Origin of the sequence: Mucilaginibacter polytrichastri, from assembly GCF_001911425.1 — a bacterium.
In the GTDB taxonomy this organism is placed as follows: domain Bacteria; phylum Bacteroidota; class Bacteroidia; order Sphingobacteriales; family Sphingobacteriaceae; genus Mucilaginibacter; species Mucilaginibacter polytrichastri.
Window position 1 is genome coordinate 419,105 of sequence record NZ_MPPL01000001.1, and the last position, 19,108, is coordinate 438,212.

Annotated in this window: 14 protein-coding genes; 7 read left to right on the forward strand and 7 right to left on the reverse strand. The window is 44.7% G+C overall.

Going from position 1 to position 19,108, the window contains the following annotated elements; all coding sequences use genetic code 11:
• Positions 1-77: 77 nt before the first annotated feature.
• The gene (locus RG47T_RS01880; RefSeq protein WP_074487709.1) at positions 78-1,112 is read right to left on the reverse strand and encodes a tetratricopeptide repeat protein; all 1,035 of its coding nucleotides are present in this window, start codon (positions 1,110-1,112) and stop codon (positions 78-80) included.
• A 51-nt stretch (positions 1,113-1,163) separates the two neighbouring features.
• Positions 1,164-1,922, reverse strand: a complete 759-nt coding sequence (locus RG47T_RS01885; protein ID WP_074487710.1) for a M17 family peptidase N-terminal domain-containing protein — start codon at positions 1,920-1,922, stop codon at positions 1,164-1,166.
• Between the two features lie 214 nt (positions 1,923-2,136).
• On the opposite strand from RG47T_RS01885, the gene RG47T_RS01890 reads away from it, so the two are divergent.
• The 3 genes from RG47T_RS01890 to RG47T_RS01900 are packed head-to-tail and all read left to right on the forward strand — an operon-like array spanning position 2,137 to position 6,576.
• Entirely contained in the window at positions 2,137-4,569 is a 2,433-nt protein-coding gene (locus RG47T_RS01890; protein ID WP_074493031.1) for an AsmA family protein, read from the forward strand.
• Positions 4,570-4,604: 35 nt separating this feature from the next.
• Entirely contained in the window at positions 4,605-5,783 is a 1,179-nt protein-coding gene (locus tag RG47T_RS01895; RefSeq protein ID WP_074487711.1) for a DUF5009 domain-containing protein, read from the forward strand.
• A 34-nt stretch (positions 5,784-5,817) separates the two neighbouring features.
• A complete protein-coding gene (locus tag RG47T_RS01900; RefSeq protein WP_074487713.1) occupies positions 5,818-6,576 on the forward strand; it encodes a ThuA domain-containing protein in 759 nt (252 codons plus the stop codon).
• 115 nt (positions 6,577-6,691) lie between these two features.
• Here RG47T_RS01900 and araA read toward each other — a convergent pair whose 3' ends face one another.
• The 5 genes from araA to RG47T_RS01925 form a co-directional block, all read right to left on the reverse strand.
• Positions 6,692-8,182 (reverse strand): L-arabinose isomerase, encoded by a 1,491-nt coding sequence (gene araA, locus RG47T_RS01905; protein ID WP_074487714.1) that lies wholly within the window; start codon positions 8,180-8,182, stop codon positions 6,692-6,694.
• Positions 8,183-8,201: 19 nt separating this feature from the next.
• Positions 8,202-9,578, reverse strand: coding sequence for a glycoside hydrolase family 27 protein (locus tag RG47T_RS01910; RefSeq protein WP_083627263.1), 1,377 nt, complete (start codon positions 9,576-9,578; stop codon positions 8,202-8,204).
• An 8-nt stretch (positions 9,579-9,586) separates the two neighbouring features.
• Positions 9,587-10,285, reverse strand: a complete 699-nt coding sequence (locus tag RG47T_RS01915; RefSeq protein WP_074487716.1) for an L-ribulose-5-phosphate 4-epimerase — start codon at positions 10,283-10,285, stop codon at positions 9,587-9,589.
• Positions 10,282-12,000, reverse strand: a complete 1,719-nt coding sequence (locus RG47T_RS01920) for a ribulokinase (RefSeq protein ID WP_074487718.1) — start codon at positions 11,998-12,000, stop codon at positions 10,282-10,284. Before RG47T_RS01920 ends, RG47T_RS01915 begins: the two co-directional genes overlap by 4 nt.
• Positions 12,001-12,103: 103 nt before the next feature.
• On the reverse strand, positions 12,104-12,808 hold the full coding sequence (locus tag RG47T_RS01925) for an NUDIX hydrolase (RefSeq protein WP_074487720.1): 705 nt from the start codon (positions 12,806-12,808) through the stop codon (positions 12,104-12,106).
• Positions 12,809-13,110: 302 nt separating this feature from the next.
• Here RG47T_RS01925 and RG47T_RS01930 point away from each other — a divergent pair, with 302 nt between their 5' ends.
• The 4 genes from RG47T_RS01930 (at position 13,111) to RG47T_RS01945 (ending at position 19,013) form a co-directional block, all read left to right on the forward strand.
• A complete protein-coding gene (locus RG47T_RS01930) occupies positions 13,111-14,286 on the forward strand; it encodes an aldose epimerase family protein (protein WP_317041619.1) in 1,176 nt (391 codons plus the stop codon).
• Positions 14,287-14,470: 184 nt separating this feature from the next.
• The gene (locus tag RG47T_RS01935) at positions 14,471-16,009 is read left to right on the forward strand and encodes an alpha-N-arabinofuranosidase (RefSeq protein ID WP_074487724.1); all 1,539 of its coding nucleotides are present in this window, start codon (positions 14,471-14,473) and stop codon (positions 16,007-16,009) included.
• A gap of 22 nt (positions 16,010-16,031) precedes the next feature.
• The gene (locus tag RG47T_RS01940) at positions 16,032-18,005 is read left to right on the forward strand and encodes an alpha-L-arabinofuranosidase family protein (protein ID WP_216350990.1); all 1,974 of its coding nucleotides are present in this window, start codon (positions 16,032-16,034) and stop codon (positions 18,003-18,005) included.
• Positions 18,006-18,032: 27 nt separating this feature from the next.
• The gene (locus RG47T_RS01945) at positions 18,033-19,013 is read left to right on the forward strand and encodes a glycoside hydrolase family 43 protein (protein ID WP_074487727.1); all 981 of its coding nucleotides are present in this window, start codon (positions 18,033-18,035) and stop codon (positions 19,011-19,013) included.
• Positions 19,014-19,108 lie beyond the last annotated feature (95 nt).

The window sequence follows — 19,108 nt, forward strand, 5'->3', positions numbered from 1 at the left end:
ACTGTAGCATAATCGCATTGGCTTTTATAATTTATTGTCTATATATGTAAGCGACCTTAGCTGCGGGTCATGGCTGCTTAAAAGTTCCTCTCCGTGCTTTGTAGCCATTGGGCAAGGCCGCTTATTTGGGCCGTATTTTCTTTAGCCCATTTGGCATTATCGGCCTTGGTATCTGTTAAGGCTACAGTATGGGTAAGCGCCGGCATATAACTGGTTTGTGATAGCTTGTAGAAATAGTCGGCATAAAACTTATCGAAGAATGTTTTATCGGTTTTCTTTTCGGCCAGCTGGCCTGCTAATTCAAATATGCTTTTCAACTCGTACTCCAGCAGGTTTAAACCGGTAAGGTTTTTTGCCTGGCCCGCCTGCACAACCAGGGAGATCCCCAAATTAAGCGCACCCATTTCTTTCTGGTCGTTAAGCGATACGGCAATTGTTGTATTGCCGTTATTGTCTTTAAATGTACCGCCTTGCATAATGTGGCCAATATTGGCATAGGCTTCGGCAGCGCGCTGGCCTGTGGGTTCTAGTAATATAAAACTGCAAAGGGCAAGTAAGGCATTGGCCCTTTTGTTTTGATGTAGGGTAACCAATGCGTAAAGGCGTTGGTTGCTGGCGCTTTTAGGGTTGTGTTTAATAGCCTCTATAGCACTGCTTTCGGCCTCGGCATACTGCTGGTTTCTGAAGTAGGCTATCCCTAAATTATAATAGATTTGCGGATAGTTAGGATTTATCTTTAAGGCCAGGTTATAGGTTTCTATCGCTTTTTTAGCCTGGTTACTTTCGTCATAAATGCTCGCCAGTAAAGCATAAGCGGCCACGCTTAATTCGGCATTGGTTGATTTAGTTGCTTTTTCTAAATGTGGTATGGCATCATTAGGTTTTTTTGAGGCATAGAGCGAAAACGCAACTTCATAATTGGCATACCCGTTTTCGGGGTCAGCTTTTAAAGCTTCATTAAATTTATCAATAGCCTCGGCATATTTGCCTTCGTTATGTAAGGCTACACCCTGTTTTATAAGGTCGTTGGTTGGGGTGGTATTTTGGGCATCTGCCAAGTGTATAAAGCAGCATACACTAAGCAGTATTAGTAATTTGTGCAGGTTTTTCATTACTTAAAAATAAAAAATGCTTTCACCAAAAAGAAATATTTATGGATGAAATTAATTGGCAGCAGGATATGATTGCACAAACAATTTTACAGCATCGCCAGTAGGTGTAAAAAATGGCTGGCCGGTAAGCAGTGTTATTTTGGTTATGGGTTTTAATGTAGTTAGCCCTTTACCTTGCAGATATTGCTCTGTTTCATACGCTTCGATGGCTCCCTTTATTACATTAGTGGCTACCAGGCCAGTTGGCGAATCAATGCCGCCGTCTTTCAGGTCGCTGGCATGCGAGTAGCTGCTTACACCCAGGCGCAGGGCCTCACGCATACCAATGCGGCCAATATTGGTCATCAGTTCGGGGTTAAAATTGTTGCGGTTACCCAAACCTATCAATAACAGCTTTTCGGCAGGGATAGTGCCCTTTGGTGGGATGATTAATAGAGTTTCCAGGGCGTGGCCTGCAAACTTTCCGCTTTTCCGCAAATCCGTTATCAGTCCGTTAAAGGCTTGGTCAACATGCAGCAAACCGTTAGCCGCAGCGGGTAATGCCTGCGCACTAGTGATATCGCCCTCTGTATATTCAAAAATACATACAATTTGTAAGGGGGTTGGCTGGTTAGATGGGCTTTGCACCGTTGTAGCAATTTCAATATGGTCAACAGACCCTATTATTGCCGATGTACCTACAGCAGCGAGCGGTTGAGCTGTTTTTTGTGCATAAATGTTATCATTTAAAAATACAATTGCCGTTAATATCAACGCGGCTTTAAAGGCACAAAGATATGGTTGTGTTTTTGCGGGTTTAATGGGGTTCATTAGTATTGGGATGTTGTTTTTGTGTGCCAAGTTAGGCAAATAATAGGCAGTTAATGTTAATAAGCGATGCCTGTTAATGGTTTTACATTTCGCTTATAAAACCTGTCTCAATATGGTACAACTACATGCTATAAGGCGTAATAATTTGGTATACAAACACATTTGTTAATTAGATTGTATATTGTATAATATTAAAACACCTGAAAAATTTATTATGGCAAGTTGGTTAAAGTGGGTACTCAGAATATTGGCTGGGCTAATTGTTCTGATCATTATCCTTTTAGTGGGGGTAACACTTTATATTAATACCCATAAAGCCAGGGTGGTAGCCCTTATCAATACCGAACTTAATAAAAACCTGGATGGTTCATTAGCCATAGGCGACCTTAGCCCGTCGTTTTTCAGGAGCTTCCCCGGCGTTTCATTAACGCTTAAAAATGTGCTTATCCGCGACAGAAAATGGACGCAGCACCATCACACCTTATTGGATGCGAAAGATTTTGATGTTTCTGTAAATACGGCGGCCCTTTTACGGGGTACCATCAGCATTAACCATATCGATATTAATGATGCCGCTATCGATCTGTATACCGATACATCAGGTTATAGCAATACCTCGGTTTTCAAAAAAAGCAAAGATAATAAGCCTAAAGATCCAAAAGATAAAAGCAGCACCTCGGCAGAATTAGGCCACTTTAACCTTAAAAATGTTAAACTAACCATCAATAATGAGCATGCTAAAAAGCTGTTTAAATTTGATGTAAACGAATTAAGAGGAGGGATGAATTTCCCGGATTCGGGCTGGAATGCCAAAGTGCACATGAAAGTAATGGCCCGGAGCCTTGCGTTTAAATTAGAGCACGGCAGTTTTATTAAAGATAAATTGGTGGAGGGCGATCTGGTAGCCGGTTACAATGAAACCAGTAAAAAAATTAGTGTAAAATCCGGTAATCTTGGTATCGGCGGCGATCCGTTTACTTTGAGTGCCCTGTTTACGCCTGCCAATAATTCAATGAATTTTGCATTTCATTTAACAGCCAATCAAATACTTTGGCGCAGTGCATCATCATTGGTATCAGCCAATATTACCAAAACACTTTATAAGTTTAACCTCGATAAGCCTATTGATATTACAGCTAAAATAGAAGGCAACTTTGGCGGCGGAGACCCATTGCTGTACATTACCGCGACGGTTAAAAACAATACGCTCACCATCCCTGGCGCTGTAATTAACAACTGTAACTTTAACGGCGTTTTTACCAATAACTATATTAAGGGGAAAGAACTGGGCGACGAAAACTCGATCATCAATTTGGTTAAGTTTACCGGCAGTTATAGCCACCTGCCTTTTGTGTTTGATACGCTAAATATTATTAACCTGGTAAAACCTATTGCTGTAGGGGCTTTCAAGTCGAGTTTTCCGCTTACTAACCTTAACTATATGTTTGCCAAAGTAGCTCGTTTCGATGCCGGTACCGGCAGTATGAACATGCGTTTTAAGGCCGATATTATAGACCTGCGCTTAAACAAGCCATTTATTGCTGGTGATGTTATTGTGAAAAATGCAGGGGTAACCTACTTACCCAAAAACCTGAATATAAAAAACACATCTGTGTCGCTGCACTTTGTACAGGGAACTTTAATAATGGATAATATCCGTATTCAGAGTGGTAAAAGCGTTGTAACTATGAGTGGCAGGGCTAATAACCTCATGAACCTTTACTACAATGAGCCAGAGAAAATACTGGTAAACTGGGAGATCAATAGTCCGCAGATTCATTTGGGCGAATTTTTAGGATTTTTAAACAGGCGCAAAACCACACCTGTTAAAGGGTCGTCAAACAGTAATAATGGCAACCTGGTTGATAAAATAACCAACGTCATCAACAAATCGCATGTTGATTTGCACATGCAGGTTGCTAATGTTTTTTACAATAAGTTTTTGGCAACTAATGCCAAAGCTAACCTCCTACTGTCTGAAGATGGGATAGAGATCAAAGATATCGGCCTTAAAACGGCCGGTGGTACATTGGCTATACGTGGGCGCATTGTGCAGGATTATACCTCCAACCGATTTGATGTAAGCACAGTTATTAACCATGTTAGCATTCACGATTTTTTTTACGCGTTTGATAACTTTGGTTTAACCGCACCAACTTACCAAAATTTAAAAGGTCTTTTATCGGCCAAAGCTCAACTGGCGGGTACATTTAACGGGCACGGGGGTATTCTGTCAAAATCATTGAATGGCATGGTTGTCCTCAACTTAAAAAATGGTGCACTGGTTAACTTTAACCCATTGAAAACGGCGGGTAAAATTGCGTTTCCCTTCCGTAACCTTAATAATATTGAGATCCCAAACCTGGATGCGAATTTTGACATTAAAGGCGATATGGTAACCATTAAGCCGATGCAAATTACATCGAGTGTGATAAATGCGGATGTTGCCGGTGTTTATGGCATAAACAGGGGGACGGATATTGCCCTGGATATCCCACTGAGAAACCCTAAGAATGATACCACCATTACCGATAAAGAGGAGCTGAAAAAGAAAAGATATAAAGGTATTGTATTACACTTAGCCGCTAAAGACGACGGAACCGGGAAGGTTAAAATAGGCTTCAACAAAGACCGTAAGAAAGACTAGCTTGCACCTGGCTATATGCAGGCGGCCAATTATTTATGCAAAAACTACCTAAGCGACTTTTATCCATTGATGTGCTGCGGGCATTAACCATGTTCCTGATGATTTTTGTGAATGATGCCAGTGGGGTAAAACACATCCCCGAATGGATAGATCATGCAGCCGGTAATGCAGATGGGATGGGTTTTGCTGATACCATTTTTCCGGCTTTCCTTTTTATACTTGGCTTGTCGCTGCCCTTTGCTATTAACAACAGGATTAAAAAAGGGGACTCGTCATTAAACATCCTCATCTATATTTTAACGCGCAGTGCCGCGCTGTTAATTATGGGTTTTTACCACGTAAATATCGAAACCTATAGCCTAACCAACGCTTTAATACCCCGCGCTATGTGGGTGTTAATAGTTACGGCAGCTTTCTTCCTCATCTGGCTGGATTACCCGGACACGATGGCGAAAGCCCGGAAATATACCCTGATTGGTGTAGGGTTTGCCCTGCTGATTGGTATGGCAGTGATTTATAAGGGAACCGACGAAGAAGGCCGTTCTATCGGGATGCACACTTCCTGGTGGGGGATACTGGGTATTATTGGCTGGTCGTACCTGGTATGCGCCTGTATTTACTTTGCAGCCAAAGGTAGGTTAAGCGTACTTGTTGGTGCATTAGTAGTGTTTGCGGCCATAAATATTGCAGCGCACACAGGTTTAATAACCGAAAAACTGTGGGTAATAGGTGATGCCTCATCGGTAACCTTAACTATGGGCGGCATTGTAATTTCGAGGTGGTATGCCGAATGGGCAGAGCGTGGGAAAACTAAACTGATTCCCCTGTTTTTTATTGGTGCCGGCATCTTGCTCATTGTAGCAGGTTTATTAATAAGGCCTTATGCCGATGGGGTTTCCAAAATAAGATCGACCCCGGCCTGGGTGTTTATTTGCTCTGGCATTACCATATTGATGTTTCAGTTGTTTATTTACATTGTAGATATTGGCGGCAAAAAGGATTTCCTGAAGGCTATTCGCCCGGCGGGTACCAGTACACTCACCTGCTACCTGATGCCTTACTTCCAGGTGTTTTTGATGGAACTGCTGCATATTAAGTTTCCATACCTGCTGATGAATGGGCTTGGTGGCTTATTGCGCTCGTTCGCGGTAGCTTTTATACTAATCTGGCTGGTAGGCTTAATGGAAAAGAAACGTTTAAGATTGAAAATTTAACGGCTGTGTATTGTCAGCTCAGTTCTATATAGTTATGAAGAAGATCGTTTTATTTTTGCTATGCTTGTTTATTAGTTACACCGGATGGGCGCAAACCAAAACTCCCCGGTTTAGGGTGATAGCGCTTTATGAAAACGGCGGACATCATGTAGCATATTCAAAAGCGGCCCGCATCTGGTTAGATTCGCTGGCTGCAACCAATAACTTCGCAATAGATTACATCCAGAGTACAGATAAAATTGATGATGCATTTCTGGCTAACTATCAGGTGTTTATTCAGCTTGATTATGCACCTTATGCCTGGAAAGAGAAAGCCGCTGCCGCATTCGAGAAATATATTACCAAAGGTAAAGGCGGCTGGATAGGCCTGCACCATGCCACGTTATTGGGCGAGTTTGACGGATACCCCATGTGGCAATGGTTTCATGAGTTTATGGGCGGCATCAGGTTTAAAAACTACATTGCCACTTTTGCCGAAGCCACAGTAAATATTGAAGATAAAAAGCACCCCGTAATGAATGGTGTTGCACCCGCCTTTATGGTGCAGCAAGAGGAGTGGTACACGTATGATAAGAGCCCGAGGCTTAATGTGCATGTACTGGCCTCGGTAGATGAGGCTACTTACACACCCAGCTCTGCCATTAAAATGGGCGACCATCCCGTAGTTTGGACCAACCCTAAATACAAAGCCCGTAACATTTATATTTTTATGGGCCACTCGCCGATATTGTTTAACAACAAAAATTATAAAACACTATTAACTAACGCTATTTTTTGGGCAGCCGGAAAATAAATAGACCAATATAAGAGTTCGATAATTTACATTTCTTTATTAACAACAAAGCCCTTCGGAGTTAACCGGAGGGCTTTGTTGCTCATGCGCTTATTTTAAATATTGTTAAGAAAATTTATTTGTAAGCTACCTCGTTCCAGCGCAGCTCGTTACGCAGCTGATCCAGGCGGGTATCTTTGCCAATGCGGATAAACTCCAGTCCGGCTATGTCGGCAAAATCTTGCAGGTGCTCGGCAGTCAGGTTTTGGCTATAGGCAGTATGGTGTGCGCCACCGGCATAGATCCAGGCTGCACAGCCGGTTTTCATATCCGGGTAAGGTTTCCATAACACCCGCGCTACCGGCAGGTTTGGTAAGTCTTCAATGGGTTCAACAGCCAGCACTTCGTTTACAATTAAACGGAAACGGTTACCCATATCCACGATAGATGCATTGAGTGCTTCGCCGCCGGCCACGTTAAATACCAAACGGGCAGGGTCTGCCTTGCCGCCAATACCTAAAGGATGTACCTCCAGACTTGCTTTGCCGTTAATTAAAGAGGCATCAACCTCCAGCATATGCGAGCCCAGTACCAGCGAATTATTAGGGTCGAAGTGGTAGGTATAATCTTCCATAAAGGCATTACCGCCTTTTAGCCCGGCCCCCATTACTTTGCAGGCGCGTACTAAAGCAGCTGTCTTCCAGTCGCCCTCACCGGCAAAGCCATAGCCGTCGGCCATCAGGCGTTGTGCAGCAATACCCGGCAGCTGGATCATGCCGTGCAGGTCTTCAAACGTATCGGTGAACCCTTTAAAGTTGCCGTCTACCAAAAACTTGCGCAGGCCCAGTTCAATTTTAGCAGCCTCATATACTGACGAATGTTTGTCGCCACCTTTTTTAAGCGCGGCATCCATAGTATAAGTATTTTCATATTCGGTAAGCAGGGCATCAATCTCAGCCTCGCTTACTTCGCTGATGATTTTAACCAAATCGCCAATGCCATAAGTGTTTACAGCGTAGCCAAACTTCAACTCAGCTTCAACCTTGTCGCCGTCGGTAACGGCAACGTAGCGCATGTTATCGCCAAAACGGGCAAACCTTGCACCTTGCCAGTCGTGCCAGCCTGCGGCGGCGCGGCTCCAGGTTTCTACCTGGGCAACCACTTCGGGGTCTTGCCAATGGCCAACCACCACTTTGCGATTTTTACGCAGGCGCGATACCATAAAGCCAAACTCGCGGTCGCCGTGTGCGCTCTGGTTCAGGTTCATAAAATCCATGTCGATAGAACTCCATGGGATATCGCGGTTATACTGGGTATGCAGGTGCAGCATTGGTTTCTGCAAAATGCTTAACCCGCGGATCCACATTTTGGCAGGCGAAAAGGTGTGCATCCAGGTGATGATCCCGATACAGCTTTCGGCTGTGTTGGCTTCCAGCAGGGTTGCATATATTTCTTCCGGGGTTTTAACAACCGGTTTATAAACTACGGTTACCGGTATTTTTGCTTCATTGTTTAAACCGTTTGCTATGTGTTGGGCATGTTCTGCTACCAGCTTTAAGGTTTCTTCGCCATATAAATGCTGGCTACCGGTAATAAACCATACTTCAAATGTTTTTAAGTCGATCATGCTTATTCGTATTTAAATTTTATTGATTAATGGGCGTTAGCCTCAGCAGCGCTGCACCATGTTTATTAATTTTCTGTTGATATTGTGTTTGATAGCTCCCGATGTTCTGCTTTTTCCAAAGGTCGCGCACCAGTACTTTGCCCTTAAAACCTAATGCCGGTAAATCGAGTGATACTTCGCAATTATCATTTTTCAGATTGAATACCGCGGCGTAAATATCCTTAGAACCCGGTATTTTGGAGTACCAAACCATGCTATCATTATTGTGGCAAAGTTCTTTAGGGTTCTGGCCTTTCTGGTTTACGGCCAGTACTTCGGGGTTATTCAGCAGTTTCAGATCAAGCGGCCTGTTCTCAGGCATATTGCCGCCCATCATTAATGGCGAACGGTAAATGCACCAGAAGGTCATGTGGGTGTACAGCTCGTCGTCGGTGAATTTACTGTAACGCTCGGGGCCAACCGGGCCGCGTTTAGAGAGCTTACCAATTTGCAGCATATCGCAATCGGGCCAGTGGCCGGGGCCGCCAATGCCCTGCCAGTTGCGGGCATAGTTAAACATATTTAAAAGCTCTTTCCAGCTATCCCAAAAATCATCGGCCATGCGCCACATATTGGCATTTTTGGTTATATGTTCAGCTTCCTTAACCGGGGTTTCGCCTGGCGATGTACTCAGTACAATTGGCCTTTTGGTATGTACAATGGCTTTGTGATAGCCTTCAATTTCTGCGGTATGGTAAGGGCGCGAAAGATCATCTACCTTGATAAAATCGACACCCCATGAGGCATACAGATCGAGGATGGAGTTCAGGTATTCCTGTGCGCCGGGCTTGCTCATATCCAGCCCGTACATATGGTTCATCCAGTCGCATTTAGAGGTGGTATCGGCAATCATATCTGCCGTTATGCCTTTGGCACCCAGCACCGGTGACTTAGCCCAAACTGCCTGCCGTGGAATACCCCTCATTACATGGATACCAAACTTCAACCCCAGACTGTGTACATAATCGCCCAGCGGTTTAAAGCCTTTGCCGCCAAAGGCAGATGGGAATTTGGTAGGCTGGGGCAGTAACCGTCCCCATTTATCCATGGTGAGCCAGGGCACAAAAGAGCCGTCCTGCAGATTTTTTTGGAACGGGTTGCCGATGTGGCTTCCCGGCGGGTTATCATACGACCATAAAAAATCGACTACCACATATTGCCAGCCATAGGGTTTCAGGTATTTGGCCAGGTAACGGGCGTTAGTTTTCACCTCGTCCTCATGCACGGCCGAGCCATAGCAGTTATAACTGTTCCAGCCCATGGGCGGGGTTGGGGCAACCTGCTGGGCATGGGTAATACCCAGCGAAAGGATTAATGCCAGGATAAAGAAACAAATGGTTTTAATAGGTTTATTCATATTCGCGTTTATTGTCCGTAATAAGAATCGGGCCCGTGTTTGCGCTGGTAATGTTTGTTAACCAGGGCATCTTTTAAGCGCGGGGCGCTGGGGTTAATCTGCTCGGTGAGGTAGGCCATTTGGGCTACTGCTTCGAGCACAGCACTGTTATAAACGGCCTTGTCTGCTGTTTTACCCCAGGTAAAGGGGGCGTGGCTGCCTACCAGTATCATTTCTACCTCTTTATAATCGAGGCCGTTTTCTTGAAAGTGATTGAGGATCTGGAAACCGGTCTGATATTCGTAATTTCCCTCGATCAGCTCATCGCTCATAGGCGGCGCGCAAGGTACATCGGTAGTCAGGTGATCTGCATGCGTGGTGCCAAAAATAGGGATATCACGTTGTGATTGCGCCCAGGCCGTAGCGTAGGTAGAGTGTGTATGCACAATGCCATTGATGGCTTCCCAATGCTTGTATAAAACAGCATGGGTTAGGGTATCTGACGATGGCCTTAAGGTTCCTTCAATAACCTCACCATCAAAATTAACGATCACCATTTTTTCGGGGGTGAGGTCTTTATAGGGTACGCCGCTTGGTTTAATAGCAAATACGCCAAGCTCACGGTCGGCGGTGCTTACATTCCCAAAAGTAAACAGCACCAGGCCTAATTTAGGCAGCTGCATGTTGGCCTCGTAGGCTATCTGTTTAATGTGATGATACTTGCTCATGATAATATTTTTGTGTTATCAGCCGGAGCATCTTTAGTTTGCGCAATCTGCAAGGCAATAAAATCGCCCAGGCCCTGGTACTGCTCGTAGCGTTTGGCGTATAGTTTTTGGTTGGCCTCATTCGGCTCGTACGAGACATCAAAGCCCCGGCCCATGGCTGTCATGGCATCCTCAACCGTTGGGTATATACCGGCAACAACTGCCGCAAACATGGCTGCACCTAAAGCACAGGTATGCTCAAACTCATGGATGCGGATAGGCATGCCCAAAACATCGGCCATGGTTTGCATCACAAATGGTGATTTTTTTGCCACACCACCAATACCGATGATCCCCTTAACCGGAATGCCTTCTTGTATAAAGCGGTCTACAATGCTTTTGGCTCCAAAACAAGTGGCCTCTACCAATGCACGGAAAACCCTCGGCGCATCCGAACCTAAACTTAAACCGGTGATGGCACCTTTTAATAACTGGTTAGCGTCAGGCGTACGGCGTCCGTTAAACCAGTCGATGGCCAGTTCGTTCACATCATCCAAAGGCAGCAGGGCAGCTTGGCGGCTTAGCTCGGGGATGATCTGTGCGCTCAGTTCGGCCTTCAATGCTTCGGCTATTTCGGTATTAATTACTTTCGAGCTGTCCAGCAGGTTGTTTAACGGCCATGATATGATGTTTTTAAACCAGGCATAGGTATCGCCAAAGGCCGATTGCCCTGCTTCCAGCCCAACCATGCCGGGTATAACAGATCCGTTAACCTGCCCGCAGATACCCTTAACCAGTTTGCCTTGAATGTCGGTAGTTGGGGCAACCAAAATATCGCAGGTGGAGGTACCCATTACCTTACTCAGGTGGTAGGGTTCAATTTGGCCGCCAACGGCACCCATATGGGCATCGAATGCGCCTACGCCAATTTTTACATCTTCGGGCAAGCCTAAACGCTGTGCCCATGCCGCGCTGATAGTACCCGCAGCTACATCAGCAGTGTAAGTGTCTTTAAATAATTTCTCGGTAAACCCTTTTAAAAGCGGGTCGAGTGAGGAGAAGAAATCGTCGGGCGGTAAGCCGTCAAATTCTTCGGCCCAAAGGGCTTTATGGCCGGCTGCGCAACGGCTGCGCTTAATATCTCTGGCATCGGTGCCGCCGGTTAGCAGGAACGGTATCCAGTCGCAATGCTCTACCCAGGAGTGGGCTGCATTTCTAACCTGCTCATCTGCCCTTAATATGTGCAGCAGCTTGGCCCAAAACCATTCGGACGAGTAGATACCGCCTACATATTTCAGGTAATTGATATCAAACCTGGTAGCATGCTCATTGATCTCGGCTGCTTCTTTTACCGAAGTATGGTCTTTCCATAAAATGAACATGGCGTTCGGGTTATTCTCAAACTCCGGCAGTAAAGCCAGGGGCTGGCCGGTGCTGTCAACAGCTACAGGAGATGAACCGGTGGTATCAACAGAAATACCTTTAATGTTGCGTGCAATGTCATCGCCGCCTGCTTGTTTAATACAATCTTTAATGGTGATCTCCAGCCCCTCAATATAATCGAGCGGATGCTGGCGAAACTGGTTGAGTGCAGGTTTACAGAATAAACCCTTTTGCCAACGGGCATAATAATATACAGATGAAGCAAGCTCCCGGCCATTTAAGGCGTCAATAATCACGGAGCGAACAGAGTCTGACCCATAGTCGACCCCAATCACAAATTGGTTAATACTCATATTGGTTTATAATACGTGTTGAAATAACACTTATTTATTGAGAAATAAAAATTTATTTAAGAAAAACCTTAATCCTCAGTCTCAAAAACGCCGTAAAATGCTTTTATAATAGATTGCCCGGGTTAGGAATAAAATTCAGAAAAGCCTGAAAATTAGCGTAGTAGTGCTGCATGTTCAGCTGGTAGTAATAGGCCCCCCGTTTCGAGGCAGACTTGTCTTTATCGTCCAGCTTAATCAGTAAACCGGTGGCTAAAACCCGCTGGCGAAAGTTCCTTTTATCGATAGTGGTGTTGTAAACGCTCTCATAAAGGCTTTGTAACTGTGGTAAGGTAAATTTGGCCGGCAGCAACTCGAACAGGATAGGGTGGAGGGCTGCTTTATACCTGATCCGCTTTTTTGCCAGCTCAACCATATCCTGCTGATCGAAGATGAGTTTAGGCACGCGCTTTAGGGGGAACCATTCGGGATGGTAATCGCTGCTAAGCTGCTGCTCATATTTGTTAATATCGATTAGTGCAAAGTAAGTGACTGATATTGTGCGTTCTATTGGATCTCTTAAAGGGTTTCCAAAGGTGTGCAGTTGTTCCAGGTATACACCCTCGAGCCCGGTAAGCTGCTTTAAAATACGGTTCGAAGCCTGGTCCAGGCTCTCGGCAGGTTGCACAAAACCGCCCATTAAGCTCCACTTGTCTTTCTCCGGCTGGAAGCCTCTTTTAATTAATAAGATTTTTAATGTGTCTCCGTCGAACCCAAATATGATACAATCTACAGCTAATAATAGTCTTGTTTGTTTGGAATATTTGATCATGTTTGGTTTTAAGCGTAGCAAATCTGATTGCGAAGTGGTAAGGTAGGCAAAATTATTAAAATAAAAATAAGATTAAAATATTGTTAATAATGCGCTTCCAAGCCATATTTGTAGCTATTGTTAGTGTATCCTAAACACTTTAAAAAGTGATTTTTTTTAAGTGTTTATTTCACGTTTATAAAAAAAGTATTATACCTTAGTTTTTAATTACCACGCTTATAGTGGCAATTAAACCAAAAATAAATCTAACCAACCAAAGCATTTACAGGTATAGGCCTAGTTGCCTGTACACGATTTTAAGGATGATGAGACTGACCAAAAATCACTTTTATATAACTGCCTGGGCACTTATATTTAACTACTCGTGTTCGCAATCTGCTGATAAGAAGGCCACCATAGCTACGGATAGCTTGAGCACTGTAGCCACGGTGCCAGACTCTGCTGCTTTTAAAGCAACCATTGCCGGTAAACAGGTAGGCTTGTTTGTGCTTAAAAACAAGAACAATGTAACTGCGGCCATTACTAACTATGGCGGCAGGCTGGTGAGCTTGCTAGTGCCCGATAATAAAGGGAAACTTACCGATGTAATATTAGGCTATGATAGCCTTAAAAGCTATCAAAAGCCTCGGGAACCTTATTTTGGTGCTATTATAGGCCGTTACGGTAACCGCATAGCCAAAGGGAAGTTTAGTATTGATGGTAAAGCATACCAGCTGGATATTAACGATGGTGTAAATACCCTGCATGGTGGTTTTAAAGGTTTTTATGCGCAGGTGTTTGATGCCAAACAGCTTAGTACAAATGAACTGGAATTGACCTATGTATCTAAAGACGGCGAGGGCGGTTATCCCGGTAACCTGTCGGTTAAGGTTCACTATATCTTAACTGATGATAATGCACTTAAAATAACTTACGAGGCCACAACAGACAAGCCAACTGTTTTAAATTTAACCAATCACGCTTATTTTAATTTAAATGGTGCAGGCAGTAAAACCATTACGGATAACCAACTGCAAATTAATGCAGACCGGTTTACCCCGGTTGATAATACACTGATCCCAACCGGTAAATTGCAACCAGTTAAAGGTACCCCGTTTGATTTTACGGCTTTTAAAACCATCGGTACAGATATTGGCCAAACTGATGATCAGTTAAAGAATGGCAAGGGCTATGACCACAACTTTGTATTGAACAAACCGAGCCTTACCGCTGCTGTAGCAACCGTAAAGAGCCCGGTAACAGGTATTGTTATGGATGTTTATACAGATGAACCAGGCCTGCAATTTTATAGCGGTAACTTTTTAACCGGTGACAAGCACGACGGTAAGCATGGGGCTGCTTATGGCTACCGGTCGGCATTGTGTTTAGAAACACAGCATTTCCCCGATGCTCCAAACCAGCCATCGTTTGCCAGTACCTTATTAAAGCCCGGGCAAATTTATAAAACCACAACCATCTATAAATTTTCGGCCAAATAAAAAAGTCTTATCAGGTAAACAAGAGTGGCAATTAAAAACACCCAAACAATAGTACGAACTGAACCTAATATTGCGGCAATGGGTGAGAGCGTTGCCGGGTTACAAATTAGTTGAGTTATATTTAGTTGATTAACTAACCGGCGCTTTTAAGCGCCGGTTTTTACAAAACCGGTTACACATTAACATGAAAGCAAAATTACTTTCCCTTTCCTTGGTGCTATGCTGCGGGCTGGCCTCAGTTTCGCAAGCGCAAACTACCATCACAGTTGCGGCTGGCAATAACCCAGCAGATCCGGTGATTAACAAATACATTTATAGCCACTTTGCCGAGCATTTGGGCCGTGGTATTTACGGTGGCTTTTATGTGGGCGATACCTCTAAGATCCCGAATACCAATGGGGTAAGAAATGATGTGATTGCCGCGCTGAAGAAAATGAAGATCCCTTCGCTTAGATGGCCGGGCGGTTGCTTTGCTGATACTTACCACTGGAAAGACGGCATTGGCCCTAAAGATAAAAGGCCGGCAATTGTTAATAAATGGTGGGGAAATGCCATAGAAGATAACAGCTTTGGCACGCATGATTTTTTAAACATGTGCGAACTACTGGGTGCCGACCCTTATATGGCCGGTAACGTAGGCAGTGGCTCGGTACAGGAACTGGCAGATTGGGTACAGTATACCACATCTGATAATAAAAACCCGATGTCGGACTTGCGCCGTGCCAATGGCCGTGAAAAACCCTGGAATGTAAAGTTTTGGGGCGTAGGCAACGAAGCCTGGGGCTGTGGCGGTAATATGACACCCGAATACTATGTAAACGAATTTAGAAAATACTCCACCTTTATGGGCAACGGAAATATTTTCCGGGTGGCCTCGGGTGCTAACGTAGCCGATTATCACTGGACAGAAACCCTGATGAAGGGCATCCCTAAAGGTTTGATAGAAGGTATTGCACTGCACAGCTACTCATTTGTAGAATGGGATAAAAAAGGCCCGGCCACGGGTTTCAGCGAAGAGCAATATTTCAGGACGATGAAAAGCGCTTTGTTTATGGATTCGCTGATCATCAACCACTCTAAAATAATGGATAAGTATGATCCGAATAAAAAGATAGCCCTCGTTGTTGACGAGTGGGGTGGATGGTACGATGTAGAACCGAATACCAACCCAGGCTTTTTGTTTCAGCAAAACAGTATGCGCGATGCCATGATAGCAGGCGCAACACTCAATATATTTAACAACCACGCAGATAGGGTACGTATGGCTAACCTGGCGCAATGTATCAATGTGCTGCAATCTGTTATACTTACAGATAAGGACAAAATGATATTAACGCCTACTTACCACGTAATGGAAATGTACAACGTACATCAGGATGCCACCCTGCTGCCATTAACTATTAAAAGCGATGACTATACTTTCGGCACGGGTAAATTACCGGCCATATCGGCTTCGGCATCGAGGGATAAAAATGGGGTGATCCATATTAGTCTGGTTAATATCGACCCTAATCATGTACAAAAACTGGCTCTTAACCTTAGTGGCGAGAAATTTAAAGGCGTAACCGGCCGTGTACTGGCATCGGCCAAAGTGGGCGATTATAACTCTTTCGCGCAGCCCGAAAAAGTAAAACCGGAAGTGTTTAAAGGCGCATCTGTAAAAGGAGAGGTGATTAATATCAGCATGCCTACAGCATCTGTAGTGGTGCTTACTTTAAACTAAGCGTGCAAACTACAGCATGAAGATGAATAACAGGTTATTACTGCTTCTGGCTTTAGCAGGTAGTACAACAGCTTTTGGGCAGGTAAAGCAGGCCAAAACCAAGGTATATGTTATTAAGGCCGATAGTATCAAAGCGCATGTACAGCCTACCATGTACGGCATATTTTTTGAAGATATTAACATGGCCGCCGATGGTGGCGTGTATGCCGAGCTGGTTAAAAACCGTTCGTTTGAGTTTGGCGATAATTTGATGGGCTGGACTGTGCATCAGCAAAATGTTGGTAAAGGCACTGTTAAGGTAATTGACCGCACTACAGAACGCCCCGAGAATCCACACTTTATCACCCTTGATGTAACCGAAGGTACTTACGGTTTAACCAACGAAGGTTTCCGTGGTATGGGGATTAAGCAGGGCGAAAACTATAGCTTCTCGGTACTGGCGCGTCAGCATGCAAGTAGTAAGGTAAAGCTGCTGGTAGAGTTGGTTGATACGAAAGGAACCGTAATCGGCCATGCGGAGCTAAACCCCGATGATACTAATTGGAAAAGATATAACGTAAAGTTTAAAGCGACTGCAACCGTGGAAAAGGCAAGCCTGAATGTGTGGGGCAAGCATACCGGATCGATTGATCTGGATATGATCTCGCTGTTTCCGGAGCATACCTGGCGAAACCGGCCGGGTGGTTTACGTGCCGATCTTGTACAGAAACTATATGATCTGAAACCCGGCTTTCTGCGTTTCCCCGGTGGTTGTATTGTGGAGGGGCGCGACCTCACTAACCGTTATCAGTGGAAGAAATCGATAGGTGATATAGACAAGCGCGAGAACATCATTAACAGGTGGAACACCGAGTTTAAGCACCGTTTAACTACCGATTATTATCAAACCTTTGGCCTTGGTTTTATGGAGTATTTTATGACTGCCGAGGATATTGGTGCCGATCCTTTACCTATTTTAAATTGCGGTATGGCCTGCCAGTTTAATACCGGCCAGCTGGTACCGATGGATCAGTTAGACCCATACCTGCAGGATGCGCTCGATCTGATCGAATTTGCCAATGGTTCAACCGATACCAAATGGGGTAAGTTGCGTGCCGACTTGGGCCACCCAAAACCTTTTAACTTAAAGCTGATGGGCGTTGGTAACGAGCAATGGGGCGAGCAGTATATTGAACGCTGGAAGGTGTTTGAGAAAGCCATTAAAAGTAAATACCCTTACATGAAACTGGTGTCGAGCGTTGGCCCCGATCCGGATGGTTCTAAGTTTGATTTCCTGAATGCTACACTGCGTGGCTTTCATGCCGATATATTGGACGAGCACTATTACCGTGCACCTAAATGGTTCTTAGATAACGTAAAACGTTACGATAATTATGACCGCAAAGGCCCTAAAATATTTGCAGGCGAATACGCTGCGCAAAGCGTAAACGGCGGCAGCCCCGATAATAAGAACAACTGGCAATGTGCCATGTCTGAAGCCGCATTTATGACGGGCCTCGAGCGTAATGCCGATGTGGTGAACATGGCCTCGTACGCCCCGCTGTTTGCGCACGTGGAAGGCTGGCAATGGACACCCGATCTGATCTGGTTTGATAACCTGCGATCGTACGGCACACCTAATTATTATGTACAGCAGCAATACTCCGTTAATAAGGGAACCGATGTGGTGCCTATCACCCTGAATAATGAAACCGTTACCGGTCAGGATGGAGCATTTGCATCTGCTGTGCTCGATGGCAGGACGCATGAACTGGTAATCAAATTTATAAACACCGCTAAAACTGCACACCAGGCCAGCTTTGTGGTTAAAGGCACAAAAGGGTTAAAGCCTGCCGGTACAGTTACCACTTTGCAAAGTGATAACCTGGATGCGATAAACTCGCTTACAGGTGATACCGTAAGCCCCAAAAAGCAAAGCATAGCGACAGCAAATAATACCATTAAGCTGAACCTGAAACCCTATTCTTTTAGTGTGATCCGGGTTAAATTAAATTAGGCTGAATACTCTTAAGGCAGATAGTAAATGAGATTGAAAGGATTAATATTTACCTGTTTGGCTTTGTTGCTGGTTTCTGAAAGCTATGCAGCCGGTGCCGATACTGTGATTCATACTACAGGTAATCCGCTGTTTAAACATCAATTTACTGCAGACCCTGCGGCTATGGTTTATAAGGGTAAAGTGTACCTGTATACCGGGCACGATGAAGCGCCTGCCAAAAAAAGCGATTATGTGATGCACGACTGGCAATGCTTCTCCTCATCGGACATGGTGAACTGGACCGAGCATGCCGTGCCATTAAAGGTTGCCGATTTTAAATGGGCCAAAGCCGATGCCTGGGCATCGCAGGTAATTGAGCGCAATGGTAAATTTTACTGGTATGTAGCTGTAGAGCATGGCACCATCTCCGGTAAGGCTATTGGTGTGGCGGTGTCTGATAGCCCTACCGGCCCCTTTAAAGATGCCCGCGGAAGTGCCTTGGTTACCAACGATATGACCAAAGCCATTACCCACAGTTGGGATGATATAGACCCAACGGTGATGATAGATGATGACGGGCAGGCCTACTTGTTTTGGGGTAACGGCACCTGCTATTATGCCAGGCTAAAAGCCAATATGACCGAACTTGACGGCCCTATCCAAACCATTAAGCTCCCTGATTATACCGAAGCACCGTGGATCCACAAGCGGAATGGCTGGTATTATTTATCGTATGCTTCCGGGTTTCCGGAGAAGATCTCGTATGCCATGAGCCGCAGCATTAAGGGGCCCTGGATATATAAAGGCATCATTAACGAAATAGCCGGAAACTCCAATACCAACCACCAGGCCATTATTGATTTTAAGGGTAAATCGTATTTTATTTACCACAACGGCGCTTTAGAGCCGGATGCCGGGAGCTATCACCGTTCGGTATGTATAGATTACCTATATTACAATAAAGACGGTACGATAAAACGGGTTATCATGACTAGCGAAGGAGTGAAAAGCGCAATTAAAGATTAATACCGGATAAGGCTAATACATTTACTAGCTTTCAGATTAATGCTGAAGGCTTTCGTGATATTGGTTGATGCCTGTAACTATTATATGACGGACGC

Excerpts from the sequence above, each read along its gene's own strand:
- RG47T_RS01925 (WP_074487720.1), bottom strand. The coding sequence starts at position 12,808 with ATGATCAAATATTCCAAACAAACAAGACTATTATTAGCTGTAGATTGT.
- RG47T_RS01920 (WP_074487718.1), bottom strand. The coding sequence starts at position 12,000 with ATGAGTATTAACCAATTTGTGATTGGGGTCGACTATGGGTCAGACTCT.
- RG47T_RS01880 (WP_074487709.1), bottom strand. The coding sequence starts at position 1,112 with ATGAAAAACCTGCACAAATTACTAATACTGCTTAGTGTATGCTGCTTT.
- RG47T_RS01890 (WP_074493031.1), top strand. The coding sequence starts at position 2,137 with ATGGCAAGTTGGTTAAAGTGGGTACTCAGAATATTGGCTGGGCTAATT.
- araA (WP_074487714.1), bottom strand. The coding sequence starts at position 8,182 with ATGATCGACTTAAAAACATTTGAAGTATGGTTTATTACCGGTAGCCAG.
- RG47T_RS01935 (WP_074487724.1), top strand. The coding sequence starts at position 14,471 with ATGAAAGCAAAATTACTTTCCCTTTCCTTGGTGCTATGCTGCGGGCTG.
- RG47T_RS01945 (WP_074487727.1), top strand. The coding sequence starts at position 18,033 with ATGAGATTGAAAGGATTAATATTTACCTGTTTGGCTTTGTTGCTGGTT.
- RG47T_RS01900 (WP_074487713.1), top strand. The coding sequence starts at position 5,818 with ATGAAGAAGATCGTTTTATTTTTGCTATGCTTGTTTATTAGTTACACC.
- RG47T_RS01930 (WP_317041619.1), top strand. The coding sequence starts at position 13,111 with ATGATGAGACTGACCAAAAATCACTTTTATATAACTGCCTGGGCACTT.
- RG47T_RS01910 (WP_083627263.1), bottom strand. The coding sequence starts at position 9,578 with ATGAATAAACCTATTAAAACCATTTGTTTCTTTATCCTGGCATTAATC.
- RG47T_RS01885 (WP_074487710.1), bottom strand. The coding sequence starts at position 1,922 with ATGAACCCCATTAAACCCGCAAAAACACAACCATATCTTTGTGCCTTT.
- RG47T_RS01940 (WP_216350990.1), top strand. The coding sequence starts at position 16,032 with ATGAATAACAGGTTATTACTGCTTCTGGCTTTAGCAGGTAGTACAACA.
- RG47T_RS01915 (WP_074487716.1), bottom strand. The coding sequence starts at position 10,285 with ATGAGCAAGTATCATCACATTAAACAGATAGCCTACGAGGCCAACATG.
- RG47T_RS01895 (WP_074487711.1), top strand. The coding sequence starts at position 4,605 with ATGCAAAAACTACCTAAGCGACTTTTATCCATTGATGTGCTGCGGGCA.